We start from the raw sequence: 23042 nt of genomic DNA on the forward strand, positions 1-23042 counted from the left end.
ATCTCCTTAGATCCCGCTGCGTGAATGGCCGCCGATCGGCAAACGCATCGAGAACGTCGACCCCCGACCGACCTCGCTATCCAGGTCGACTTCGCCGCCATGCATTCGGGCGACTTCGCGGGTGAATGCCAGTCCTAATCCGTTGCCGCGCATTTCGCTGTTGGCCGCATGGCTGCCGCGGAAAAATTTGTCGAACACCTTGTCCTGTTCTTCCTCCTCGATTCCAGGGCCGTTGTCCTGGATGTCGATGCGGATCCAGTTGTCGACGACGCCGCAACGAACGATGATTTCGCCGGCGGTCGGGGTGTACTTGACGGCGTTGCCGACCAGATTGACCAGTGCGGCTTGCAGCTTGTCCCGGTCACCGAAGACCGTGGGAAGCTTGGCGGCAAAGTCCGTGACCAAACGTTGCCGTTTCTGATCGGCCTGGGCTTTCATTTGATCGGCGGCGTATTCGACCATCGGCAACAATTCCAACTCGTGCCGATTGGCGACCATCGATCCGGCTTCCATCTGCCCGACGGTCAGTAGTTGATCGACCAATCGGCCCAGACGATGGGCTTCGGAAACGATCACGTTACAGAACTCTTTCTGTTGATCGATTTCAAGGTTCTCTTCGGCCTGCAGCGCCTCGGCATAGGCTTGCAGGTTGTTCAGCGGGGTACGCAGCTCGTGGGTCGCGGTCAACAGAAACTGATCACGCGATTGGGTTGCCAATTCCTGTTGGGTCACATCAGTCAAGATCCACGCCATCCCTTCACCGTCGCCGCTGCGACCATCCAGTCTGGAGCGGGCGATCCGCAGGTGCACGCGCTCTCCGCCCATTGCGACCTGGTGGCGTTCTTGGATCATGCGAACATTGCTGAGAAACCGTTGGCGTTTGGCGATCACCGATTCGTCGCCGGCACGCAGCCCCAGCAGGTCCAACAAGTCGCGTCCGATGTGATTGGCGTCTTCGGTCAGACCGAACAGACTGCACGCCGGTGGGCTGATAAACAACAGTCGGCCGTCCAAGTCCGTGATCACCCAAGCCGCCGGAAGCCCGCGCATGGCGCGGGCCAGCGTGATCGCTTCTTGATCCAACGATGCGGGCGTGCGATCGTCCCGGTTGCTCGATGCCGACTCGGCTTCGCGCAGCAATTCGTTCCACGCCTCGGTGATCCGCTCCTGGCCGATGATCGGGCGGACTGTTCGCCAGCGTTCCGGTTTGCCGCCGCTTTGTAGCAATTCCGTTTCGATCGTGCGGAGCGTGCGGACCGAACGCATCGACATCACGCCGCTGAGCGAACAAACCGCGACGGTCGCCACCCACATCAGCGACTGAAACGATTGCAGCTGCGGCAGCGAACTGGCCGCCACGCCGCATAACAGCGCGCACAGGGCGGTGACGCAGAACAGAACGCCGATCCGAGTGGTGACCAAGGCCTGACCGGGAGCGGACGGATTCGTTTCGGACGCTCGATCGGCGCAGACGGTATCGACTTCCGCCGCCGTGCGTTCACCGCTGCCGAACGCGGCGGACGATGGGGAATTAGACATCTCCGTGGCCCTGAGGCGGATCGGGAATTCCCTGCCCCGGCGGCAAACCGAGCGACAGATTCAACGGCGGCAAGGTGGGAAACTCTCGTTCGACACGCGGCGCGTCCGACGCGTTGAGTTGGCCATCCTGTTCCAGATGCCGGACAATCACTTCACTCAATTTGCGAGGACTGAACGGCTTGTGCATGATGCACGCCAATCGGAAGTCCAGCCGCAGCTGTTCGCTATCCAGTTCCAAGCCCTTGGCGGTGCACAGGATTGCCGGCGGGCGTTTGTAGTCGGCCAGTGCATCGAGCCGCTGTAGCAGTTCGACTCCGCCACAACGCGGCATTTGGAAATCGGTGACGATAAAATCGATGCCGCCCTGCTGCAGGCGTTCGTATCCGGCTTGACCGTCGTTGCACGTCTCGACGGCGAGTCCACTCTTGGCGACCGTAAAGCTAAGCACGCGGCGAAAGACGGGGTCGTCTTCGATAATCAGCACGGTCGGGGGAGTGGACATGAAAAGCGATCTCTGGGGGCAGGCTTCAGTCGTACGAAACTGGGGTAATCACACGGCAGCTACGATGAACGGCAGCGTGGTTCACCAATCCTTGCCGATGTCGGTTCCGGCCGGATCCAGATTCAATTTCAAGCTGCCGTTGTGCGGCTTGTAGGCCCATCCACTCGTGCCGTCGGGTGCCGGGACCACCGGGGCGGAGGTCGTCGTGGTGTCGTAATAGACTTCATCCAGGCCTCGAACGGGACCGAACGTCGGCACCGGAAACGGGCCGTTCAGCATGTCCGCCATCGCGGTTTTCAAGTCGCCGCTGGGCGGGTACTCACCCTCTTTGGCGCGATACATTTCGATCGCGTTTCGCAGCACTGCCAGCTGTTGACGTGTGGTGTTGATCTCTGCCTGTTCGGCGGTATCAAACATCCGCGGAGCTGCGACTGCGGCGATGATGCCCAGGATCAAAATCACGATGACCATTTCGATCAATGAAAAACCTTGACGCTTGTTGCGTGTCATATCCAGTTGCCCTTGTTGGTTGATTGCTGAAGCGCCAGCTGTCTTGTGGTGAACGGCGATCCCACACTCACCGTTGACAACTGTCATTGGTTCGAGTGCCGGTCCGCCTTGTGACGCACTGAAAACTAGGACGGGTTTCCCTGATTGATGTCGTGCAAGGGCAAATTCCGTTCTTTTGGCCCACCCTGAAGAGTGCCTCGTCGCATTGCAATCGGCACGACCGTTGCGATTGATCAACGGTGGCGGGCCTGCGACACGCGTTGCCCCAGCGGAACGCCGTGTTGCAAGATGTCACCGCACGCCTCGCCGACGCAACCTTTTGCCGCCGGCCCCGGTTGTTCCGCACAACGGACCCGAAACGTTCCCTTTTTTTGCGGGCAAACGGCCGCCCAATGGGAATTCACACGTTCCTGCCCGGGATCGGGCGGTGCCTGCGGCGGATGACAGCGCGGCGAATCCCGCTCGATCGACTGAACTTGGCCCTCGATTTGCAAACCGCATCGGCACACCACGCCAGACTCCCCCCACCCCATCATCGAGACGTCCGTTGAACGAGAACCAACGCCCCCTGTGGATCATCATCTTTGCGATCCTATTGGCAAGCATCGCGATCCGATCCAACGGTCAAGAAACGAACGGCCAAGACACTCAATCGCACCGGAATGCGGAGACGCAGTCGAGCGACGACGCTTCGGCCTACACGGAAATGCAAATCGGCGAGCGCATCGTCATGGTCAAACGTGCGTCGGCCGAATCCGACACCGCGGCGGCTTCGACTCCGGCAATTCCTTCCGGTCGCCAGACCGCGCGGTCGCAGCGTCCCAAGTCCGCCTTGGTGAGTGCCGAGATCGCCCAATTCGATTCCGATTCCGATCCCGATGGTTGGTTGGCCAAAGTGATGTTGATCGGCAACGACGACTGCGTGGTCACCGTGCGGCGGGCGACGGCACGGTTCGAATTGATGCCACGGCTACCGACCCACGATTTTACCGGCTACGTCGATGCAAACCTCAAGCCGATCGTTTGGAATTCGCCGCTCCAGTTTGCCGCCGATGGAATCGCGACGGTTCGGTTGCCGCTTCGCAACCCGATCGCTCCGCTGACCGGTTGGCCAGCGACCTCCCATCCGGCCGTGGGCGATGCGGGTGGCTTTCATGCGTCGCGTCGGGGCATCATCCGCCACACCAGCCCGGCATTCGAAAGCCCCACGGCACTCACCGACCGGCACGACCGAGCATCCGCCAGGTCGGCCATCGGCATGGCGAGTTTCGGCCAATTGCGGGTTCGTGTCTCGGTGCCCGGCGAAGGCGTGTTTGACGCGGTCACCCCGATCACCTTGCGTCCTGCGGTCTTGGTTGACACTCGATGGCCCTATCAGTAACTTGACACTTCATCAGCACTGGTACACGCAACTGCCCGGTCCTGCCCCAAGGCCCGGGTTTATTTTTTGCCGTCGATCAGTGCTGGATTGCTCGCCTAGGCCCTGAACCAAGCCCGATTCCGCCCAACCAGCGCATGCCGCGACGCTTGCTATGAACCCACAAGACATTCTCCGATATGTCGATTCACTTCACCGCGAAAAAAATATTGACACCGAACTGGTGTTCTCGGCAATCGAGGCGGCTTTGCAGACCGCAGCAAAGCGACAATATGGCGAAGACGCCGATATCAAGGTTCAATTGAATCGCGAAAACGGACGCATCGCCGCTTCGCTCGATGGCGAACAACTCGGTGACGATCAGATCGGCCGAATCGGGGCCCAAACCGCCAAACAAGTCATCATCCAAAAGGTTCGAGAGGCCGAACGCGACTCGCTGATGGCGGAATACCGCGAGCAGATCGGAGACACCGTCGCAGGGATCATCGGTCGCGCCGACGGTGGCGTGGCGACGGTCAATCTGGGCAATGTGGAAGCGATCTTGCCGCGCAGCGAACAGATCCCCGGCGAAACCCTGCATGCCGGCGAACGGGTGCGAGCGGTGGTGTTCGAAGTGAAAGCGACCGGCAACCGAGTCCGCGTCGTCCTCAGCCGAACCCGACCTCAGCTGGTCCAACGGTTGTTCGAACAAGAGATCCCCGAACTGAGCGAGGGGGTGATCGCGATCAATTCCATCAGCCGCGAACCCGGCTACCGCAGCAAGGTCGCCGTCAGCAGCGAAGACAGCCAGGTCGACCCGATCGCTGTCTGTGTCGGCTATCGCGGCAGTCGTATCAAAGCCGTCCGCGAAGAATTGGCCGGGGAGCACATCGATGTCGTCCGCTACAGCGAAGACCCCGAGGTCCTGATCCCCAACGCCCTGCAGCCGGCCGAAGTTGAACAGGTGCTGCTGTGCGACATGATCGGCCGAGCGATCGTCTTGGTCCAAGAAGACCAACTGTCGCTCGCGATCGGTCGCCGGGGTCAAAACGTTCGACTGGCCAGCAAGCTCTGTGGCTGGGATATCGAAATCATGACCGGCGGCGAACTGGAAGAACAGATCGAACGTGCGGTCGAAGCATTTAGCCAGCTCGAAGGGATGACCCCCGAGATCTCTCAGGTCCTCGTCGAGCAGGGATATTTGTCTTATGACGATTTATCCGTCATCGAACCCGACGCTTTCATGGAAATGAGCGGGTTGACCGAGCAGCAGGTTGATTTGATTGTGAACACTGCCGAGGCAAAGGCAGAGGAAGCAGAAGAAGCGGCGGCACAAGAACGGCAGGCCCGCCGGGAACGTGAACGCCTGCACAAGGAAGCCGAAGCCGCCGGAGTGATGGAACCCCAACCCACACCGGAGGCAGAAGCCGAAGCTCCGACAGAGGCCGCCGGCGAAACCGAACCCGATGCCGCCCCTTCCGACGGAGGGAGCGAATCGGCCGCAATGGAGGAAGGGGAGCAAAACACGCCCGAAGAGCCGCCCGAGCCCCCCACTGCAGAGTCGGTTTCGGATGATTCCGAGCCCGCCGATGCATCGGAGGTTAAGTCGCCCCAGGAAGGCTAGAGCGGTGCTGAGGGAAAAAGTCGAGTGAAATCTAGTCTTGCCCCCAGGTCGGACCTCTGCGAAGACGGTCTTTTTCGCTATCCTTTGCTTCCGCAGCGGGCAATTTCGATCTCCTCGACTTGGCCCGACCATTAACTGAAAGAAGAAAACCATCCCGGCCTACCCCGTTCCACGCTCTCGCGGTCTAACCTTTCACCGCGTCAGATTGAGACTTGGTTCGGTCGTCCGTTGGACGCTCGGCGTGCAACGTGCGTGCTGAATCTCGGCCGATGGAGGAGCTTTTTATGTGACCTTTAGAAAAGATGATTTGGAACGCCGCCATGAGAAAAGCAGGCAATGCACGAGAGGCATGGCGGGTTCCGCCCAATTTGACAGGATTTGGACCCAGTGGCACGCATTTACGCGCTCGCAAAAGAACTTAATCTCGATAGTAAAGATCTGGTTGATCTCGTTAAGAAAGTTGGCATCACCGGAAAAGGCTCGGCACTTGCCAGCCTGACCGATGACGAAGCCCAACGGGTGCGCGATCATCTAAGCGGTGGTGCCGAAACGGCAAAGGCACCCGCTCCGGCTTCAACCGCGACGGCAGTCAAAGAGAGCAAGCCCGTCGCCGTTCGCGAGGCCGTACGGCCCGAACGAAAGCCCGTGAATCTTCAATCCGTTCCCAAAGGCGGAGGTGCAGCAGCCAAAGCGCCCGCCGAATCCAAGCCCGTCGCCAAGCCGGAACCGAAACTGCGGGCCCCCGCCCCGCTGCCCCCGGTTTCCGAGCCGCCGGCTGCCGCCACAGACGAAACGCCCGCACAGTCCCCCGATGTGCGACTGCCGGCCACCAGCCGACGGAGCAGCGGGCTGGCCGGACGAGTCGCGCGGGGCAAGGAGCCCGGATCGCCGTCCTCCCCCCAATCACTGCCCGCCGCGGAAACGCCGGCAGCCAAGTCACCGAGCAAGCCGGAAAAAGCTCCCGCGCCGCCGGCCCGCAAAGCGGAACCGGCGCCGCCCGCCAAACCGACTCCGCCGACACGCACCGCACCCCCGCAACGCTCCGCAGGCCCGTTGGCCGTTCGTGGCAACACCGGCGGTGCCGGGCGAGTGCGCTCCCTGGACAATCGCTCCAACGGCGGCGGTGAAGGAAAAAAGGGCGAAGGAAAGAGCAAGCGTCGCGAGCCACGGATCGCCGTCAACCTCGCATCGCTGCCCGACGCCCCGCCCGAAGTCCCCGCCAAGGCCAAGGGTGAACCGAAGGCGCAAAAGCCCGAAATCAAACTCAGCCCCGATTTGATCGCCGGCCACAAACAAGGCATGAAGGCGCCGTTGGAAAAACTGGCCGCTGAATCGGACGAGCAGAAACGTCCGTCCGGAAAACGTGGCGGACTGTCTGGGTTCACCGACAAAGGCAAACGCGGCATCGAAGACGACGAAAAGCCTCGCAAGAAGGGGCTCTCCGGGATGGCCGGGGTTCGTCAGGACCGCAGCGGAAAACGTCGTCGATCCGGTGACCTGTCGCGGAGCTATGGCCGCGACGACAACCGCGGTCAACGCCGAACGCTGCAACACAAGGGGACCAACACCGCAGCACCGCGGAAGGAACCCGTCCAGATCGAACTGCCGTGCACCGTGCGGAGCTTCTCCGAAGCCGCCAGTATCGGTGTGGCCCAAGTCCTCAAAGCGTTGATGGGCATGGGAATCATGGCCAACATCAATGCCGAACTGGAATACGAAACGGCTGAATTGATCGCAGCCGAGCTCGACCTGGAACTGCAGCTGAAGGAATCCGAGTCTCTCGAAGACGAACTGATTACGGAAATCGAAGAGCTTTCCGACGATCCCGACGCGTTGGTGACTCGCCCGCCGATCGTGACCTTCCTGGGGCACGTCGACCACGGGAAAACCAGTTTGCTGGACTACTTGATCGGGATCAACGTCGTCAGCGGCGAAGCCGGCGGGATCACCCAGCACATCCGTGCCTACGAAATCGAAAAAGACGGCCGCAGCGTCACCTTTGTCGATACGCCGGGTCACGAAGCGTTCACCGAAATGCGTGCCCGTGGTGCCAACGTCACCGACATCGCCGTCCTGGTCGTGGCCGCCGATGACGGCATCATGCCGCAGACCGAAGAAGCGATCAGCCACGCCAAGGCGGCCGAGGTTCCGATCGTCGTCGCGCTCAACAAGATCGACTTGGAAGGCGTCGACTCCAACCGGGTCATGACGCAATTGACCGAACATCAATTGACGCCCAGCGCGTGGGGCGGCGACGTCGAAGTCGTTCCGACCAGTGCGATCACCGGTGCCGGCATGGACGAATTGCTGGAAACGCTGCTGACGATCGCCGAGCTGAACGAATACACGGCCAACCCCGACCGCAACGCCTTGGGCGTGTGTCTGGAATCGGAGCAACAGGGTGACCGCGGTGTCGTCGCCAAACTGGTCGTGCAAAACGGCACCCTCCGCGTCGGCGATATCCTGGTCTGCGGCCCCACCTACGGCCGGGTCCGCGCGATGACCAACACCTTGACCGGGGAAGCGATGACCGAAGCCGGTCCGAGCACACCGGTCAGTGTGATGGGTCTGGAAGACCCGCCGGGTGCGGGCGACCGATTCCACGTGTTGGAAGACATCACCGACGCCCGCGAAATCGCCGCGTCACGTGCCGACGCGTCCAGTCGACAAACGCTCTCGGGCAACACCACCGCCGTCTCGTTCGAGAATTTCCAAGAGATGCTGCAAGGCGGTCGCTTGGGACAGACCGAAGAAAAGGTCAAACTGAACGTCATCGTCCGTGCCGACGTCAAAGGGTCGTTGGAAGCGATCGACAAAGAACTGGGCAAGTTCGATCACCCGGAAGTCGAGATCAAGGTGCTGCAACGCAGCGTCGGCGGCATCACGCTGGCCGATGTGACGCTAGCCAGTGCGTCCAACGCCGTCATCTTGGGATTCAATGTGATCCCCGACGAACAGGCTCGGTCGCTGGCCGACGAACGCGACGTTCAGATTCGACGCTACGACGTGATCTACAAGTTGACCGACGACATCCGGGCGATGATCGAGGGCCGACTGAAGCCGGAAGAACGCGTCGTCGAACTCGGACGGGCACTCGTCAAACAAGTCTTTTCGATCAGCCGCGTCGGTACGATCGCCGGTTGTTACGTCGCACAGGGTTCGATCCAACGCGGTTGTCGCATCCGTGTCAATCGCGACGGTCGAACGATCGGCGATTACGCACTGGATTCGCTGCGACGTATCAAAGAAGACGTCAAAGAAGTGCCTCGTGGAATGGAGTGCGGGATTCGTTTACAAGGCTTCAATGACGTCAAACAGGATGACGTGTTGGAAGCGTACCGAATCGAAGAAGTGGCCCGAACGTTGGATTGATTCGTATCGCGTTGACCCCTGGGGCAATGCCGCATCGGCACGCCCCGGGTCAATCGACAAGTCCAACGACCGTTTCTCTCGTTTTTTCCCCGCTCAGGTTCATCGTGACCAGTCGTCGAATGTTGAAAGCCGCCGAAGCGATCCGCGAGGTCGTCGCGTCGGCTATCTTGACCGAAATTAGAGACCCCCGCGTCAAAGACGTGACCGTCATCGGTGTCGAAGTAACGCCCGACATGCGCGAAGCCACCGTTTCCATCAGCGTGATGGGCGACGAAGCGCAGAAGCAACGCTCGCTCCGCGGGCTGCAGAACTCCGCCGGTTTTCTGCAGTCAAAGATCGCCAACCGTATCGACACGCGGTACACGCCCCGCCTGCAATTTGAACTCAACCGCGGCATGGAAAACGCCATGGTTGTGGGCGAATTGCTCGGCAAGATCCGCCGTGAAAAACAGGCCGAACAGTCCGCCGCGACGGAAGATTCCGACGTCGATCCGGCGCCGATCGATGGCGATCCCCCGACATCCGCGACCGGCGCCCCAGAATCTTCGTGATTCTCGCTGCCGACACCTACCAAGACGATCCACTCTGATAAGACTGCGACGCAGCGACTGGACGCACGACGCAACTCCCGCAAACACAATTCCCGAACCACAAAAACGATGGCCGCAAGCAACCGAGCCAAGCTGATCACGAAGCTGCACACCGAGCTGAAGAAGAAATACACGCTTCCACCCTCGCAACCCTCCCGTCCGCTGCTCGAACACCTCTTGTACGCTTGCTTGCTTCAGGACGCTCCCTATGACCTGGCTGATGAAGGCTTGGCCAAGTGCGAGCAGGAGTTTTTCGACTGGAACGAAGTCCGCGTGACCACCGTCACCGAATTGACGCAAGTGTTGTCGGGAATGCCCGATCCGGCCAAGACCGCGCGACGGTTGAAAGAAATCCTGCAAGCCGTCTTTGAAGAGTTCTACGCGTTCGACCTGGACCATCTCAAGAAAGAGAACTTGGGCAAGGCCGTCGCCCGATTCGAATCGATGCCGGTGATGACGCCGTTCGTACTCAGCTACACCATCCAACACGGCTTGGGTGGTCACTCGATTCCCGTCGACTACGCCGGGATGGTGATCATGTTGTCCACCGGCATCGCATCGCAGAACGAAGCCGCCGACGGCAAGATCCCCGGCCTGGAGCGAGCGATCCCGAAGAACAAGGCGGTGGAGTTTTCGGCGCTGTTGCACCAAGCCGGCGTCGCGCTGTTGCTGGACCACAACGACAAAAAGGCGCGTGCCTTGATCGATGCGGTCGCCAAGGGTTCCTCCGAACGGTACGACGAGTGGGAAGCGAGCAAGAAGGCCGCGATCCGCCGCGTCAAGAAACGACGACGCGAAGAGAAAGCGGCCGCAGAATTGGAAGCCGAGGCGGAAGCCGAAGTCGCAAAGCAAGCGAAGGCGAAGAAAGCGTCTTCAAAGACGGACTCCGCCAAGTCCAAAGCCGGCGCGAGCACAACCAAGAAGTCAAAATCCGACGGCAAATCCGCGGCTTCAGGCGCGAAAAAGTCGGCTGAAAAAAAAAGCGCCGTCAAACCAGCTGAAACAAAAGAACCCGCCAAGAAAAAGGTGACGGCGAAAAAGGCCGACGCCGAAGAGTCGTCCGGCACGGCGACCAAGAAAAGCTCCAAAAAGGCGTCGGGTTCATCCAAATCAGCGACCACCAAGGCCGCGACCAAAAAATCAACGAACCGCAAACTGTCCAAACGCAAACCACGTTAGGCTTTGCCGACGCGGAAGCGGCCCACTGGGCAGGTCCCCCTATCCCTCTCTTCCATCTTCGATTCCGAGCACGGTCATGGCAGGTCACTCGAAATGGGCGAACATTCAGCACCGCAAAGGTCGCGTGGATGCCGCCCGCGGTAAACTTTGGAGCAAGCTGAGCAAGGCGATCATCATGGCGGCCCAGTCCGGCGGTGGTGATCCGGCGGCCAACTTCAAATTGCGCAAAGCGATCGACGACGCCAAAGCCGTCAGTATGCCCAAAGACAACATCACCCGTGCGATCAAACGCGGCACCGGTGAACTGGGCGGTGATCGTGTGGAGGAAGTGCTGTACGAAGGGTACGGGCCCGGCGGCGTCGCGATCATGTGCGAAAGCTTGACCGACAACCGCAATCGCACCGCCCCCGAACTGCGATCGATCTTCTCCAAACTCGGCGGCGAACTCGGTAAAACCGGGTGCGTCTCCTACCTGTTTGACCGCAAAGGTTTGTTCGTCTTTGATGCCCAGTCGGTCGACGAAGAAAGTGTCACGCTGATCGCGCTCGAACACGGCGGGGAAGACGTCGAAGAAACCGATGAAGGCAAATTGCAAGTGACGTGCTTGCCCGATCACTTCGACGCACTTTCAGACGCCTTCGAAGCGGCCGAACTGGAGACGGAAGTCAAACAGGTCACGCTGATCCCACAAACGACCGTCGACGTCGATGAAGCCACCGGTCAAAAGGCGATGCGGTTGCTGGAACAACTGGACGACCACGATGACGTCCAGAACGTCAGCACCAATCTGAACATCACCGACGAGATGATGGCCGGCGAGTAGGCGTGGGACGCCCCTCCCAGCCAAGAGCGAACAAACGCACAGGTTTAGAATTCACCCTCCCTGGCAGAGGTCGTGCGGTTTTTGGATATCAACGTGCTGGTGGCAGAAAGGGCGAGGGGAGGTCGAACGGTGAATTGCCGGGAAACTCTTGTCCTCCGGTCACATCGAATCGCGGATCAACCCTCGCCGCTCCAAGCGCAGACTCCTCCGCGACCCTCCCTCTACGCATCGGTGTTTACACAACTTACGATGGCTCCCTTCTCCCCCGGCTTTGCGGGGGAGAAGGGCCGGGGATGAAGGGGCTAGCGGCCTGAAAACTGCTCGGGTGCATGGCCCCTCACCCCCTGCCCCTCTCCCCAAAACAGATCGCGGGCATCGTCGTTCCGCGATCGAAGTCGTTCGCGCGATCTGTTTTAGGGAGAGGGGAGCCCTGCTCTAGACTGCGAGCCGACTTGTGTTGCCCCCATGCCGTCAGGGAGAGTTGATCTACATGAGCAATGAATGCTCGATTCGACTTGACGCGCATTCCCCTCGGGGCGCACGCCCCTGAAACCAAAAAAGGCCCACGCATTCGCGTGGGCCTTTTGTCGTTTGACTGGGGCGACCGAATTGATCAGCTGCAACCCATGCTCGCGCCGCAATTGTGACACAGGTAGCAGTTGCCGTTGCGGACCGTGATGCTGCCACAGTTGTCGCAGCTCGGGGCATCGATCTGGAATCTGGCAAACTGGTCTTGCCGATTTCCGTCCTTGGCCGCATGACCATTTCCACCGGCCAGACTGGCCAGCAAACCGGCCCGTTCGGACGCCATGATGGACGCATCGGCGACGACGACCTCGGGACCGTTGGCGCTGTTGATCGGATCGCTGGTCACCGTCGGCACCGGATCGGCCGAGACACTGGAATCCTTGCTCATGAAGGTCAGCCCCAACCATCGCGCGATGTAGTCGACCACGCTCTTGGCGATCCGAATGTCCTTGTTGCTGGTGTGGCCCATCGGTTCGAACCGGGTGTGGCTGAACTTGTTGACCAGCACTTCCAACGGCACGCCGTATTGCAATGCGATGGAAAGCGCCGTTCCGAAGCTGTCCATGATGCCGCCGACGGTGGAACCTTCTTTGGCCATCGTGATGAAGACTTCGCCCGGTCGTCCGTCGGGGTACTGCCCGACGCACAGGTAGCCTTCGTGACCGGCGATGGTGAACTTGTGCGTCACGCTGCTGCGGGTATCGGGCAACCGTTCCCGCCGCGGCTTGTATACGATCTTCTCGACCGTCTTGGTGACCACGTTCTGGCTGGCCGCCCCTTCGCCGTCTTCGGATTTCGTGTTCAGCGGTTGCGACTGCTTGCTGCCGTCGCGGTAGATCGCGATGGCCTTGAGCCCCAATTCCCAACCCCAGTAGTAGGCGTCGGCGATATCCGACGGAGTCACATCCTGCGGCATGTTGACGGTCTTGCTGATCGCTCCGGACAGGAACGGTTGTGCGGCGGCCATCATCGTGATGTGGGCCCGCCAAGAAATGCTTCGCACGCCGTTGGCCGGTGTGAAGGCACAATCAAACACCGGCAGGTGCTCCGTCTTCAATTCCGGTGCACCTTCGATCGTGTCGTTGACGTCGATGAAGGCCAGGATCGCTTCGATCTGGTCGGTATTGTAACCGAGCTTCTTCAGTGCCTGGGCGACCGTCTGGTTGACGATCTTCAACATGCCCCCGCCGGCGAGCTGCTTGTATTTGACCAGCGCGATATCCGGTTCGATCCCCGTCGTGTCACAATCCATCATGAAACTGATCGTGCCGGTGGGTGCCAACACCGTCGCTTGGGCGTTGCGGAAACCGTACCGCTCACCGATCTCCAAGACGTCATCCCACAGCTTCTGTGCGGCTTGCTTCAGTCCGGCCGGGCCTTCATCGTTGATCTGGTCGGCCGCTTCGCGGTGCATTCGCATCACGCCGAGCATCGGTTTTTCATTTTCGCTGTAGCCGTCGAACGGACCGACCACGCCGGCCAGTTCGGCACTGGTGCGGTTGGCTTCGCCGTGCATCAACGCGGTCAACGATCCGCACAACCCTCGTGCGGCGTCGGAATCGTATCCCATCCCGCGCGACATGATCAGCGATCCCAGGTTGCTGTAACCGAGTCCCAACGGGCGATACTTGTGGCTGTTGCGAGCGATCGGCTCGGTCGGATAGCTGGCGTGATCGACCAGGATCTCTTGGGCGATGAAGAACAGACGAGCCGCCGCGCGGAATCGATTGACGTCAAACGATCCGTCGCTGCCGGCGAACTTCATCAAGTTGATCGATGCCAGGTTGCACGCCGTGTTGTCCAGGAACATGTATTCCGAGCACGGGTTGGACGCATTGATCGCACCACTGTTGGGACAGGTGTGCCACCGGTTGATCGTCGTGTCGTATTGGACGCCGGGGTCGCCGCAGTGCCAGGCACACTCGGACATCTTATTGAGCAGTTCTTTGGCGTCATACGACGGCGCGTCGCCGGTCGCCTTGTCGGTCACCCAACGCGTCTGCCAACGCTGGCCGTCGCGGACCGCGTGCATGTAATCGTCCGTCAAGCGGACCGACAGGTTGGCGTTCTGGAAACAAACACTGCTGTAGGCTTCACCGTTGAAGTTCGAATCGTAGCCTTCGCGAATCAACGCATGGGCCTTCTTTTCCTCCGACCACTTGCTCTCGATGAACTCCAAAATATCCGGATGCCAGACCTTCAACGACTGCATCTTGGCCGCACGGCGTGTCTTTCCGCCGCTTTTGACCACCCCGGCGATCGAGTCATACACCCGCATGAACGACAGCGGCCCCGAAGGCGTTCCACCACCGGACAGCTTTTCGCGCGAGGACCGGATCGTCGACAAATCCGTTCCCGTTCCCGAACCGAATTTGAACAGCATCGCCTCGGCACACGCCAGACGCATGATGTCTTCCATGTTGTCTTCGACGGCTTGGATAAAGCACGCACTACCCTGCGGAAATTCGTAGGGATTCTCCGGCTGGAACGTTTCGTTCTCCTCGCGGCTCCACGCCCAGTTGCACTTCGCTCCGGTCACACCGTATTGCTGGTGCAAACCGACGTTGAACCAGACCGGGCTGTTGAACGCACCGTGCTGGTGCAGACACAACCAGGTCAGATCGCGATAGAAATTCTCGCCGTCGGCCGGCGTGTCGAAGTAACCGTCGGCCAACCCCCAGTCCGCAATCGTCCGCGTCACCCGGTGCACCAGCTGACGGACCGAGCGCTCCCGCTCGTCCATCTTCTTGGGATCCCCGTAAAAGTACTTGCTGACCACCACGTTGGTCGCCAGCTGGCTCCACTTGGCAGGGATTTCGCAGTTGTGCTGTTCGAACAGCGCATTGCCGTTTTCATCCTTGATCGCAGCCGAACGCAGTTCCCACTGCGTCGTCGCAAACGGGGTCTTGCCGTCGGCCGGGCAAAAAACGGGATCGATCTTCAGTCCGGATCGGTCGCCGCGAAGCGTCGTGCCAAACACGCGCGTCGCATACTCCAGCCCGTGTTGCTCGTTGACCTTTTCGAAGTCAGAGTCGCCACCGGCCGAAGACTGAGATTGAGTGGGGAGAACAGTTGCCATCGTTGAAACAAACTCCGTGAATCGTCCGTGGGACCAACTCCATTCGATTGTCCTTCAGTAGGTCGTCCGACGCGAACGTTTCTGCCCCGCATCGTGCGCCGCCTCTTTGGCTTGACCAGCCCCCCAAGTCACCTTCCCCGGGCCGCCTGATCGCACTGATTGAATGGTTTTGGTCGTCCGTGAAAAAAGGAAAAAGAACACACCAATCACGCCGACCCAAGTTGAGGATGCCGAGACAACGGCAAAGAAGTCCTCCAGGGATCCTTCCCAACCGTGCAAGTCTTCCTATAGGGCCACCCGCGACAGATCCTGCAATACCAGTAATGATGTCACTACCGGTAGTGGAATTTATTGCGTTCGGCACTAAATATGGGCGACGCGGAGAATCTTAGAGATTGCCTGTAGAGTGTCAATGAAATTCCCGGACGTTTTGCAAGCCTTTATCTGGGAATGGGTTACGTCGACCGTCTCGCTAGCATCTGCGACCAACCCCACTCCCGTCCGTCGACGTAAACCGTGGTGAGATGAAGGGTTAGTGAAGATTCCGTGGTCGATTGGGTGTTTGGTGGAAAACATGTGAGTGGCAAAAACTTTTCTACCGGAGCCCAAACCACCTGGAGGACTGGGTAAACGGGGAAGCGCGGGTCGACTTTAGCGGCCCAGCGTTTGTCCCCGCAGAAAGAATCGGCCATCGGCACAAGAACCAAGTGATCTCGGCGTCCGGACGGTCGATGCACACCAATGCGTGCGAGCGTGACGATCCAATGCGAGCCGTCCGGCGTGCTTTCCAGGTGACGGCATCGACATCGAGTTAAGACAAAACCGAGAGTCGAGCGCATCGAGGGGCACAGGCGTTAACTTAAGACGAAACTTACGTTGGAAGCATTGATGTCAACACAATTTACAATGGCTCCCTTCTCCCCCGGCTTTGTGGGGGAGAAGAGCCATGCCATAAATTGCGGACCGATTTGTGTAGACACCAATGCACTGCGAGAGAGGGTGACGTCGCGAGTTCAATCGTTCCCCGCCTTAACTTGGCGATTTGTCAATTCCTGCACGAGCGTTTCCAGGGAGAATCTCCAAACGATCATGCCATCGAATCACGATCCGTCGAGTTCACAGGAAGCCCCACCTTCCCCCCAGCCGCCGCGAGCCGTGCCGGATTTGGCCCTTGTTCGGACCGACCTTGCCAACGAGCGAACCCTGCTGGCCTATGGTCGAACCGCGCTGATGTTGGTCGCTACGGGCGTCTCATTGGTTAAATTCTTGGACGTGTCGTTCGATTTCGTCGTGCTCGGATGGGGACTGATCGGCTGTGGCGCGATCGTCGGAGCGATCGGCACGTATCGATTCGCGTCCTTGAAACAACGGCTCAACAAAGTCCGCGAGGGTTAACCAACATGCCAGGTCGGTGGTCCAGTCATGCCCGATGATCCGTGGGAACGGTGTGCCGACGCCCTCGCGCGGCTTGAGGACCGCCTGAAGTCACCGATCGACCGTACCCTCTTTCCCGAGACAGCCGACGACCTCTTGCAGCGATTGAACGCTATTTCGGCCCTCGCGATCTATTTTCCTGCCGATCAACTGCTCTGTCGTCGCGGCCAATCACTCGCCGGGGATCCGGATCTGCGATGTCAGCATCCGGTGACGGAATCTTCGTCGCTGGCGATTCATCTGTGGCTGCAATCCTCCCCGCCACCCGACGCGGCGACAAAGCAGGCGATCGAGGAAGCGTTGCCGGCGATCGGCAACCTTTTGGTCGCGGCGGTCGCCCGAATCGGTTTGGCTCAATCACAACACGAACTTGACGCGCTCACGGAGCTAAGCGATCAACTGTTTGCCGAGGGTGATGCCGACGTGCGATTGCACCACATCGCCGCCGCGTTGGCCAAGTCGTTGCGTGTCGATCGATTGAGCCTGCTACGACGATCGGATGCACGCTATGTAATGATCGGTTGCTCGGTCCAAGCTCGATTCGACCGACGAGCCGACCAGGTGTGGCGGACGCAAAAAGTCGCTCAAGCAATCGATCAAGAACTGGATGCCCGTACGAGTTCGGTCATCACGCTGGAACACGAAGACGGCGATGCGATTGAGTCGTTCCTGCGAGCGGGGAACGCCACGCAACTGCAGGCGACTCGGCTGGGGGCGGATCGAATTCTGGTGATCGGCGAGTGTTTCGAATCGATACCACTCGACGCGACGAAACGGGGCACCGGCGATCTTTCACCACTACGTCGCCAGTTGTTTGATGCCGCCCTAGCGGACGTCCTCCGCCGCCAAGGTGAAAAGACTTGGGGCCGGTGGCGATCGACTTGGCAGAAACCGGCCGCCCGCTGGCGACTGGCCGCTGCGGTCGCGGTGTTGCTGGTTCTTTGCCTGTATCCGATGACCATTCGTGTCGCTGCCGACGGCCGCATCGTCCCGCAAACCCAAACCGTCGTCCACGCCCCCGTGGACGGACAAATCGCGCGTCTGGAATGCGAATCCGGGATGGAAGTGACCAGTGGTCAGGTACTCTGTGTATTCTCCAGCCATGACTTGGAATTGGAAATCACACGACTAGGCGGCGAATTGATCACCGTCGAGGAACAGTTACAAATCGCGGCGACGCGGCGCGGCGACGAGTCCGGCCAGGACATCGGGTCGGATCGTCGAGTCTTGGAAGCCCGCCGCGGTGGACTTCGGCGGCAGATCGCCTTGCTGGAAAAACGCCGCGACCAGTTGGTCGTGCACAGTCCGATTGCGGGGATCGTCACGTTGTTGATGCCGGACGAAGATTTAGGCGGCCTGCAGACACCTCGACCGGTTCAACGCGGCGACGCCGTGATTCGCGTGATCAATCCGGCCGACGGGTATCGGGTCGAATTGGACGTGCCCGATCGTGAAGTCGGCTACGTGTTGGCCGCCTTGGAACGACAAACAGATGATCCGGTCGAGTGTCGATTCCGGCTGCGGTCTCAACCCCAGCGGCAGCGCCGCGGAACGCTGCTGGGGTTGGATCCATCGGCCTCGCTGGATCGCTTCGGGCGCTTGATCGTTGCGGCTTCGGTCCAGCCACACGAACACGACATCACGTTCAACGCCGACTCCGGAGTGGTCGGCTGGATCGACTGCAATCCGGCAGCCGCCGGATTCGTCCTCTCTCGCAAGGTGATCGAGCAACTCAGACTATGGGGATGGCTATGAATGAAGATCGTTTTCCAATGGGTTGTTGCCGTTTCACGCTCGCTGACAATCGCGGCCCGGTCGTCTGGTCCGGCAGCCTGACGCGATTGATCGCCATCGTGTTGGTTCTTTGCATCACACAGATCGGCGCGGCGGAGGATCCTCAGGCGGCCAAGCCCAAAGTCATCGGCCCGCTGGTGATCAAGCTGATCGACCAGGTCGAGGTGCCGGCACTGGAATCGGGGCCGATCGCCGGCCTGGAAGTCAGGCTGGGTGATCCGGTCAAAGCCGGACAAGTGATCGCGCGAATCGACGACCACATCAGCCAGGCCCGGCACGAGCTGGCAGCGACCGAGTTGGCCACCAGTCGACAGCGATCCAGCCAGTATCGCGACGACGTGATTGCCGATACGGAATCCCAAGAGAAGGAAGCACTGCTGGAGCAACAACGCCTGTTGGCGAAGATCGCATCGGAAAAATCGCTCAACCAGGTTCGCGTTTCGGCAGCGGAAAAGGCAGAAGCGGTCGCCAAGAACGAATGGTCGCGAGCCGTCGAGGCGCGCGAGACCTTTGCCGACAGCGTCTCCGAATCCGAGCTGGAAAACTTGCGATTGAAATACGACCGTTCTCAATTGGAACGCGTCCAGGCCCAGTTTGAACAGAGGATGGACTTGTTGTCAGCCCAAAGCGAAACCCAGGGCGTCAAGATCGCCGAGCTGGCCGCTAAACGCGCCCAATTGCGACGCTCGGTGGCCCAGTCCGACGCCGAACTGTTGCGGATCGACATTGAAACGAAACAGAAAACACTGCACATCGCCGAATTGAGCGTGGCCCGCCATCGGGTCGTCGCTCCGATCGATGGTGTCGTGGTGGAAATTTACAAACGGCGCGGCGAATGGGTTCGCCCGGGAGATTCGGTTGTGCGTGTGATCAATCTGGATCAATTGCATGCCGAAGGATTTTTCAGCGGTCGTGTCCGACCGAAGCCCGGGCAAAAGGTCCGGTTGACATCGGCGGATCGAGAAGTCGTCGGAACGGTTGATTTTGTCAGCCCGGAACGCGATCGCGTCAGTGGTGAGTTTCGCTTTCTGGTTGGCCTGGCCGGCGGCGAGTTCTTCCCGGGGGATCGTGTGGAAATCCAATGGTGAGCGGACCGACGCCGGGCGGCATACAAACCCACGCCAACACGCGCGGCCGTGACCTCTGGCGACTGAGGATGGATCTGCACTTCTGTTGGGTCGACGGTATCGGCGACGCGGATGGCTACTGGGTCGTGAACGATCCGTTGGCCGGCGAGTGGTTTTGCCTCTCGCGAGTCGAAAAGCGATTGTTAGAACTCGCCGATGGCTGTCGTTCGATAGGCGAGCTGTGTCAGCTGGCCGCCGCGACCATCCGACCGCTGGAATCCAGCCTCAGCGCGTTGCTGTCGTTTTACACGCAAGCCCGTCGCAAGGGACTGTTGCTGTCGGTCGGCGGCAGCGGCCCGATCGAGCAAACGTTGCAATCACAAGCCGCAGCCTCCGGTGGGCGATCCGTGCGTGCCGGCGGGATCGCCCGCTGGGTCAGCCGATTAGTGGCGTTTCGATTGCCGGGAATCAATCCGAACCGATGGCTGGGGCCGGCGAATCCGCCAACGCAAAGCGTGGTTCCGACGGCGGCGTTGCTGGTACCGATCTGTCTGGCAGTGATTGCGATCGCGCTGCTGGTCGGCCGCTTCGACGTGTTCGCGGCGGAAGTCTCACTGGCGATCGCACGACGCGACCCGGTTTGGCTGGTCTGTCTGCTGATCACGATCGCCGTGGTCAAATCGGTTCACGAATTGGCGCACGTGCTGGCGTGTCGGCGTGTCGGCGCGGAATGTCGCGAACTGGGGGTGATGCTGTTGTTCGCAACGCCCTGTTTGTACTGTGACGTTTCCGACTTGTGGCGTGTGCCCCGACGCGGCGAACGGGTTCTGGTTTCGGCCGCCGGCATGCTGGCCGAATTGTGCTTGGCCGGTTTGGCGACGATCCTGTGGGCGGCCACCGGGCCGTCGGTCCTTCACGACCTGGCACTGGTCGTCATGGTCGTCGGCGGCGTTTCCACCGTGCTGATCAACGGCAATCCGTTGCTGCGCTACGACGGCTACTTCATGTTGGCCGATTGGATCGGCGTCCCCAATCTTGCCCAGCGTGCCAGCGGGGTGATGCGTCATGCAGCCAGACGGATTGTCTGGGGTGTTGCGGCTGGCGTCCGGCCGAATGAGCCACTCGGCCGCGCCGTTCCGCCCAGCACGCTGTTGCTGTACGCCGCCGCCAGCGCCCTCTATCGCGTGTTCGTCGTGGGGGTGATCACCTTGTTGATCTACCACGCCTCGATTGACGTCGGCGTGGGATGGTTGGGCGCCGCGTTTGCCGGGACGCTGCTGGGATCGATGCTGATGCGGGCCATCGGTCCGGTATTGCAACCACCAGATTCGGACTCGGTCGCGGTGGAGTCCATGAATGCAGAATCGTCAGCGGTCAAATCGTCAGCAGCCGAGACGCCGCAACGATGGTGGCATCATTCTCGGGCGGTCGCGGTGGTTTCGTGCATCTTCTTGCTGTTGGTCGTCGGCATGGTGATTCCGTTTCCAAGGCAAGTGGTGGTGCCGATGTTAGTGGTCGCCGCCGATCAACAGGAACTGCTTGCGTTGGAATCCGGGCGGATCATCGAACTCGCCGAATCGGGAAGCCAAGTGACGGCAGGTCAGGTGTTGGTGCGGCTGCAAAACGATGCTTTGGACGATCAGCTTGCCAGCGCCCGGGCTGAACTGGACCTTGCGACCGCGCTGGTCGCGGCCTGGGAATCGCGCAAGGGATCGACCGGTGCAAACCCGACCGCGCTTGCGCTCGCGGTCAAACGCCGAGACGCGGCGGAGCGGCAGCATCGGGTCCTGGCCAGGCGTGTCGATCGTCTGACGCTTGTCGCGCGTTCGGCCGGTCGCTTCGTGCATTCGATCCCGCGGCCGGTCGACGCGCGCGACCGACGATTGCGGTGCGGACAATGGGTGCCACGCAGCACACTGTTGGGTTGGGTCGGACACCCCATCGATCGAAACGGAATGGCATTGATCGATCAAGATCAGGTGGATTTGGTTCGCGCCGAACAAGTGGTGCGGGTCCGTCACGCGTCGATTTGGCCGGGGCGCGGCCGGGCAACGGTGCGACGGGTTGCCCGGGCCGCCAGGGAATCGATCCCCCCGGAGCTGTCAGCGGGCGACATCGCCAGGATCGATGGTGCAACATCACAGGACACGCGGACGCGGAACACGCAGTCTCGGGACGCACAGTTTCCGGACACGTTGTATTGGGTCCGAATCACGCTGGACGAACCGTTGCCGCTGACATTGCCGCCGCGATCGGTGGTCAGCGCAGAAATCCACGTGGATTCGATCAGCGTATGGAACCGGCTGCGACGATTCACGGCCTCGCAATATCGAGGACTTTGACACCGCGTGTTGGGGGAGTCGAGCGAAAGACCCTTGGCGGGTTATAATGCATCGAAGTCGGAACACACGGAATCCGAACGCACGTGTCGGACAGGTATCCGGCTTGTCCCTTCACATCATCGAGCAAATTAATGACAAACGAGCGAAACGGCGATGCGATTGTCGCGGAATCGTTTTTGGATGTCCGCGCCAAACTGCTTGAAGTCGCCGCCACGTTGGATCGAATCGACCGCGCATGCCAGTCGGGGACGTTGCAGGAGCCGGCCCAATCGAAGCGGGACCTGTTGAACGCGGCAACGAAGATTGTGTTGTCCGACGCTCCCAACCGTGCCGAGCAACTGCAGCAATTGTTTTCTCGCGAATACGACGCCGACTGGCGCCGGCAATTTGGAATCACCGCCAACTGACGTACCCTGGCTGTCGTCGCGCACCACCTTCACCTTGATTGATGACGTATGGACTACATCGACCCGCACATCCACATGGTTTCCCGCACCACGGACGACTATGCGACGCTCGCGCGGATGGGCTGCGTGGCAATGAGCGAACCTGCCTTCTGGGCCGGCTATGATCGTGGCAGCGTGGACGGTTTTCGCGACTATTTCCGTCAACTGACCGAAACCGAACCGGCCCGCGCCGCACAGTTCGGCATCCAACATTTCACCTGGCTGTGCATCAACGCCAAGGAGGCGGAGAACGTCTCGCTGTCGCGCGAGGTGATCGCCATGATTCCGGAGTTCTTGGACAAACCCAACGTGCTCGGGATCGGTGAAATCGGACTGAACAAGAACACCAAGAACGAAGCGACGATCTTTTTGGAGCATCTGGATTTGGCGGCCGAGTACGGCCAGTCGATCCTGATCCATACGCCACACTTGGAAGACAAGTACCAGGGGACACGGATGATCCTGGACATGCTGTGCGACGACCAGCGACTGGATCGGGACCGGATCTTGGTCGACCACGTCGAAGAGCACACGATCACCGACGTGCTCGATCGCGGATTCTGGGGCGGGATGACGCTGTACCCGGTCACCAAGTGCACGCCCGAGCGGGCCGTCGATATGATCGAACAGACCGGCGGCGAACGACTGCTGGCCAATTCGGCCGGTGATTGGGGGCCGAGTAAACCGACCGCGGTCCCGGATCTGATCTTCGAAATGCGACGACGCTCGCTGCCGGAATCGCTGATCCGCAAAGTCGTCTACGACAACCCGCTGGAATTCTTCTCCAAGAGCAAGCAATTTAATTTCACCCCACGGGGTTAGGGCTTCCGTCAATTCTGGTGTTGGGGTAGCGGAA

General features: G+C 60.3%; 16 protein-coding genes. 12 read left to right on the forward strand and 4 right to left on the reverse strand.

Translation table 11 applies throughout. The annotated features are described in order from the left end of the window. Positions 1–6: 6 nt before the first annotated feature. The 3 genes from Mal15_RS18110 to Mal15_RS18120 all read right to left on the reverse strand — a co-directional run bounded on the left by Mal15_RS18110 (position 7) and on the right by Mal15_RS18120 (position 2551). Complete coding sequence (locus Mal15_RS18110; protein ID WP_147869062.1) at positions 7–1539, reverse strand: ATP-binding protein; 1533 nt, start codon at positions 1537–1539, stop codon at positions 7–9. Then, positions 1532–2041 carry a response regulator gene (locus tag Mal15_RS18115; RefSeq protein ID WP_147869063.1) on the reverse strand — a complete coding sequence of 170 codons (510 nt, stop codon included), beginning with the start codon at positions 2039–2041 and terminating at the stop codon, positions 1532–1534. Before Mal15_RS18115 ends, Mal15_RS18110 begins: the two co-directional genes overlap by 8 nt. Positions 2042–2122: 81 nt before the next feature. Then, entirely contained in the window at positions 2123–2551 is a 429-nt protein-coding gene (locus Mal15_RS18120; protein ID WP_167547224.1) for a type II secretion system protein, read from the reverse strand. Positions 2552–3098: 547 nt separating this feature from the next. Here Mal15_RS18120 and Mal15_RS18125 point away from each other — a divergent pair. From Mal15_RS18125 to Mal15_RS18150, 6 genes are all read left to right on the forward strand, one after another. Continuing rightward, positions 3099–3932 carry a hypothetical protein gene (locus tag Mal15_RS18125; protein ID WP_147869065.1) on the forward strand — a complete coding sequence of 278 codons (834 nt, stop codon included), beginning with the start codon at positions 3099–3101 and terminating at the stop codon, positions 3930–3932. 151 nt (positions 3933–4083) lie between these two features. After that, on the forward strand, positions 4084–5532 hold the full coding sequence (gene nusA / locus Mal15_RS18130) for a transcription termination factor NusA (RefSeq protein WP_147869066.1): 1449 nt from the start codon (positions 4084–4086) through the stop codon (positions 5530–5532). 387 nt (positions 5533–5919) lie between these two features. Then, on the forward strand, positions 5920–8904 hold the full coding sequence (gene infB / locus Mal15_RS18135; protein ID WP_390623370.1) for a translation initiation factor IF-2: 2985 nt from the start codon (positions 5920–5922) through the stop codon (positions 8902–8904). A 104-nt stretch (positions 8905–9008) separates the two neighbouring features. After that, complete coding sequence (gene rbfA / locus Mal15_RS18140) at positions 9009–9455, forward strand: 30S ribosome-binding factor RbfA (RefSeq protein ID WP_147869068.1); 447 nt, start codon at positions 9009–9011, stop codon at positions 9453–9455. Positions 9456–9563: 108 nt separating this feature from the next. Beyond that, positions 9564–10673 (forward strand): hypothetical protein, encoded by a 1110-nt coding sequence (locus Mal15_RS18145; protein WP_147869069.1) that lies wholly within the window; start codon positions 9564–9566, stop codon positions 10671–10673. A 76-nt stretch (positions 10674–10749) separates the two neighbouring features. Further along, the gene (locus Mal15_RS18150; RefSeq protein ID WP_147869070.1) at positions 10750–11496 is read left to right on the forward strand and encodes a YebC/PmpR family DNA-binding transcriptional regulator; all 747 of its coding nucleotides are present in this window, start codon (positions 10750–10752) and stop codon (positions 11494–11496) included. A gap of 613 nt (positions 11497–12109) precedes the next feature. Here the strand turns inward: Mal15_RS18150 and Mal15_RS18155 are convergent. Next, positions 12110–15103, reverse strand: coding sequence for a vitamin B12-dependent ribonucleotide reductase (locus tag Mal15_RS18155; protein ID WP_147869071.1), 2994 nt, complete (start codon positions 15101–15103; stop codon positions 12110–12112). Between the two features lie 1089 nt (positions 15104–16192). On the opposite strand from Mal15_RS18155, the gene Mal15_RS18160 reads away from it, so the two are divergent. The 6 genes from Mal15_RS18160 (at position 16193) to Mal15_RS18185 (ending at position 23008) form a co-directional block, all read left to right on the forward strand. Next, positions 16193–16498 carry a YidH family protein gene (locus tag Mal15_RS18160; RefSeq protein ID WP_147869072.1) on the forward strand — a complete coding sequence of 102 codons (306 nt, stop codon included), beginning with the start codon at positions 16193–16195 and terminating at the stop codon, positions 16496–16498. A 27-nt stretch (positions 16499–16525) separates the two neighbouring features. Beyond that, entirely contained in the window at positions 16526–18292 is a 1767-nt protein-coding gene (locus Mal15_RS18165; protein WP_147869073.1) for an efflux RND transporter periplasmic adaptor subunit, read from the forward strand. A gap of 17 nt (positions 18293–18309) precedes the next feature. Continuing rightward, positions 18310–19419, forward strand: coding sequence for an HlyD family secretion protein (locus tag Mal15_RS18170; protein WP_167546898.1), 1110 nt, complete (start codon positions 18310–18312; stop codon positions 19417–19419). Then, positions 19413–21740, forward strand: coding sequence for a hypothetical protein (locus Mal15_RS18175; RefSeq protein WP_147869075.1), 2328 nt, complete (start codon positions 19413–19415; stop codon positions 21738–21740). Before Mal15_RS18170 ends, Mal15_RS18175 begins: the two co-directional genes overlap by 7 nt. Positions 21741–21871: 131 nt before the next feature. Then, entirely contained in the window at positions 21872–22147 is a 276-nt protein-coding gene (locus Mal15_RS18180) for a hypothetical protein (RefSeq protein ID WP_147869076.1), read from the forward strand. A gap of 48 nt (positions 22148–22195) precedes the next feature. Further along, positions 22196–23008, forward strand: coding sequence for a TatD family hydrolase (locus Mal15_RS18185; RefSeq protein ID WP_147869077.1), 813 nt, complete (start codon positions 22196–22198; stop codon positions 23006–23008). Positions 23009–23042 lie beyond the last annotated feature (34 nt).

The sequence above is a fragment of the Stieleria maiorica genome, assembly GCF_008035925.1.
Taxonomy (GTDB): Bacteria; Planctomycetota; Planctomycetia; order Pirellulales; family Pirellulaceae; genus Stieleria; species Stieleria maiorica.

Excerpts from the sequence above, each read along its gene's own strand:
- Mal15_RS18110 (WP_147869062.1), bottom strand. The coding sequence starts at position 1,539 with ATGTCTAATTCCCCATCGTCCGCCGCGTTCGGCAGCGGTGAACGCACG.
- Mal15_RS18115 (WP_147869063.1), bottom strand. The coding sequence starts at position 2,041 with ATGTCCACTCCCCCGACCGTGCTGATTATCGAAGACGACCCCGTCTTT.
- Mal15_RS18120 (WP_167547224.1), bottom strand. The coding sequence starts at position 2,551 with ATGACACGCAACAAGCGTCAAGGTTTTTCATTGATCGAAATGGTCATC.
- nusA (WP_147869066.1), top strand. The coding sequence starts at position 4,084 with ATGAACCCACAAGACATTCTCCGATATGTCGATTCACTTCACCGCGAA.
- Mal15_RS18145 (WP_147869069.1), top strand. The coding sequence starts at position 9,564 with ATGGCCGCAAGCAACCGAGCCAAGCTGATCACGAAGCTGCACACCGAG.
- Mal15_RS18150 (WP_147869070.1), top strand. The coding sequence starts at position 10,750 with ATGGCAGGTCACTCGAAATGGGCGAACATTCAGCACCGCAAAGGTCGC.
- Mal15_RS18155 (WP_147869071.1), bottom strand. The coding sequence starts at position 15,103 with ATGGCAACTGTTCTCCCCACTCAATCTCAGTCTTCGGCCGGTGGCGAC.
- Mal15_RS18160 (WP_147869072.1), top strand. The coding sequence starts at position 16,193 with ATGCCATCGAATCACGATCCGTCGAGTTCACAGGAAGCCCCACCTTCC.
- Mal15_RS18165 (WP_147869073.1), top strand. The coding sequence starts at position 16,526 with ATGCCCGATGATCCGTGGGAACGGTGTGCCGACGCCCTCGCGCGGCTT.
- Mal15_RS18170 (WP_167546898.1), top strand. The coding sequence starts at position 18,310 with ATGGGTTGTTGCCGTTTCACGCTCGCTGACAATCGCGGCCCGGTCGTC.
- Mal15_RS18175 (WP_147869075.1), top strand. The coding sequence starts at position 19,413 with ATGGTGAGCGGACCGACGCCGGGCGGCATACAAACCCACGCCAACACG.
- Mal15_RS18180 (WP_147869076.1), top strand. The coding sequence starts at position 21,872 with ATGACAAACGAGCGAAACGGCGATGCGATTGTCGCGGAATCGTTTTTG.
- Mal15_RS18185 (WP_147869077.1), top strand. The coding sequence starts at position 22,196 with ATGGACTACATCGACCCGCACATCCACATGGTTTCCCGCACCACGGAC.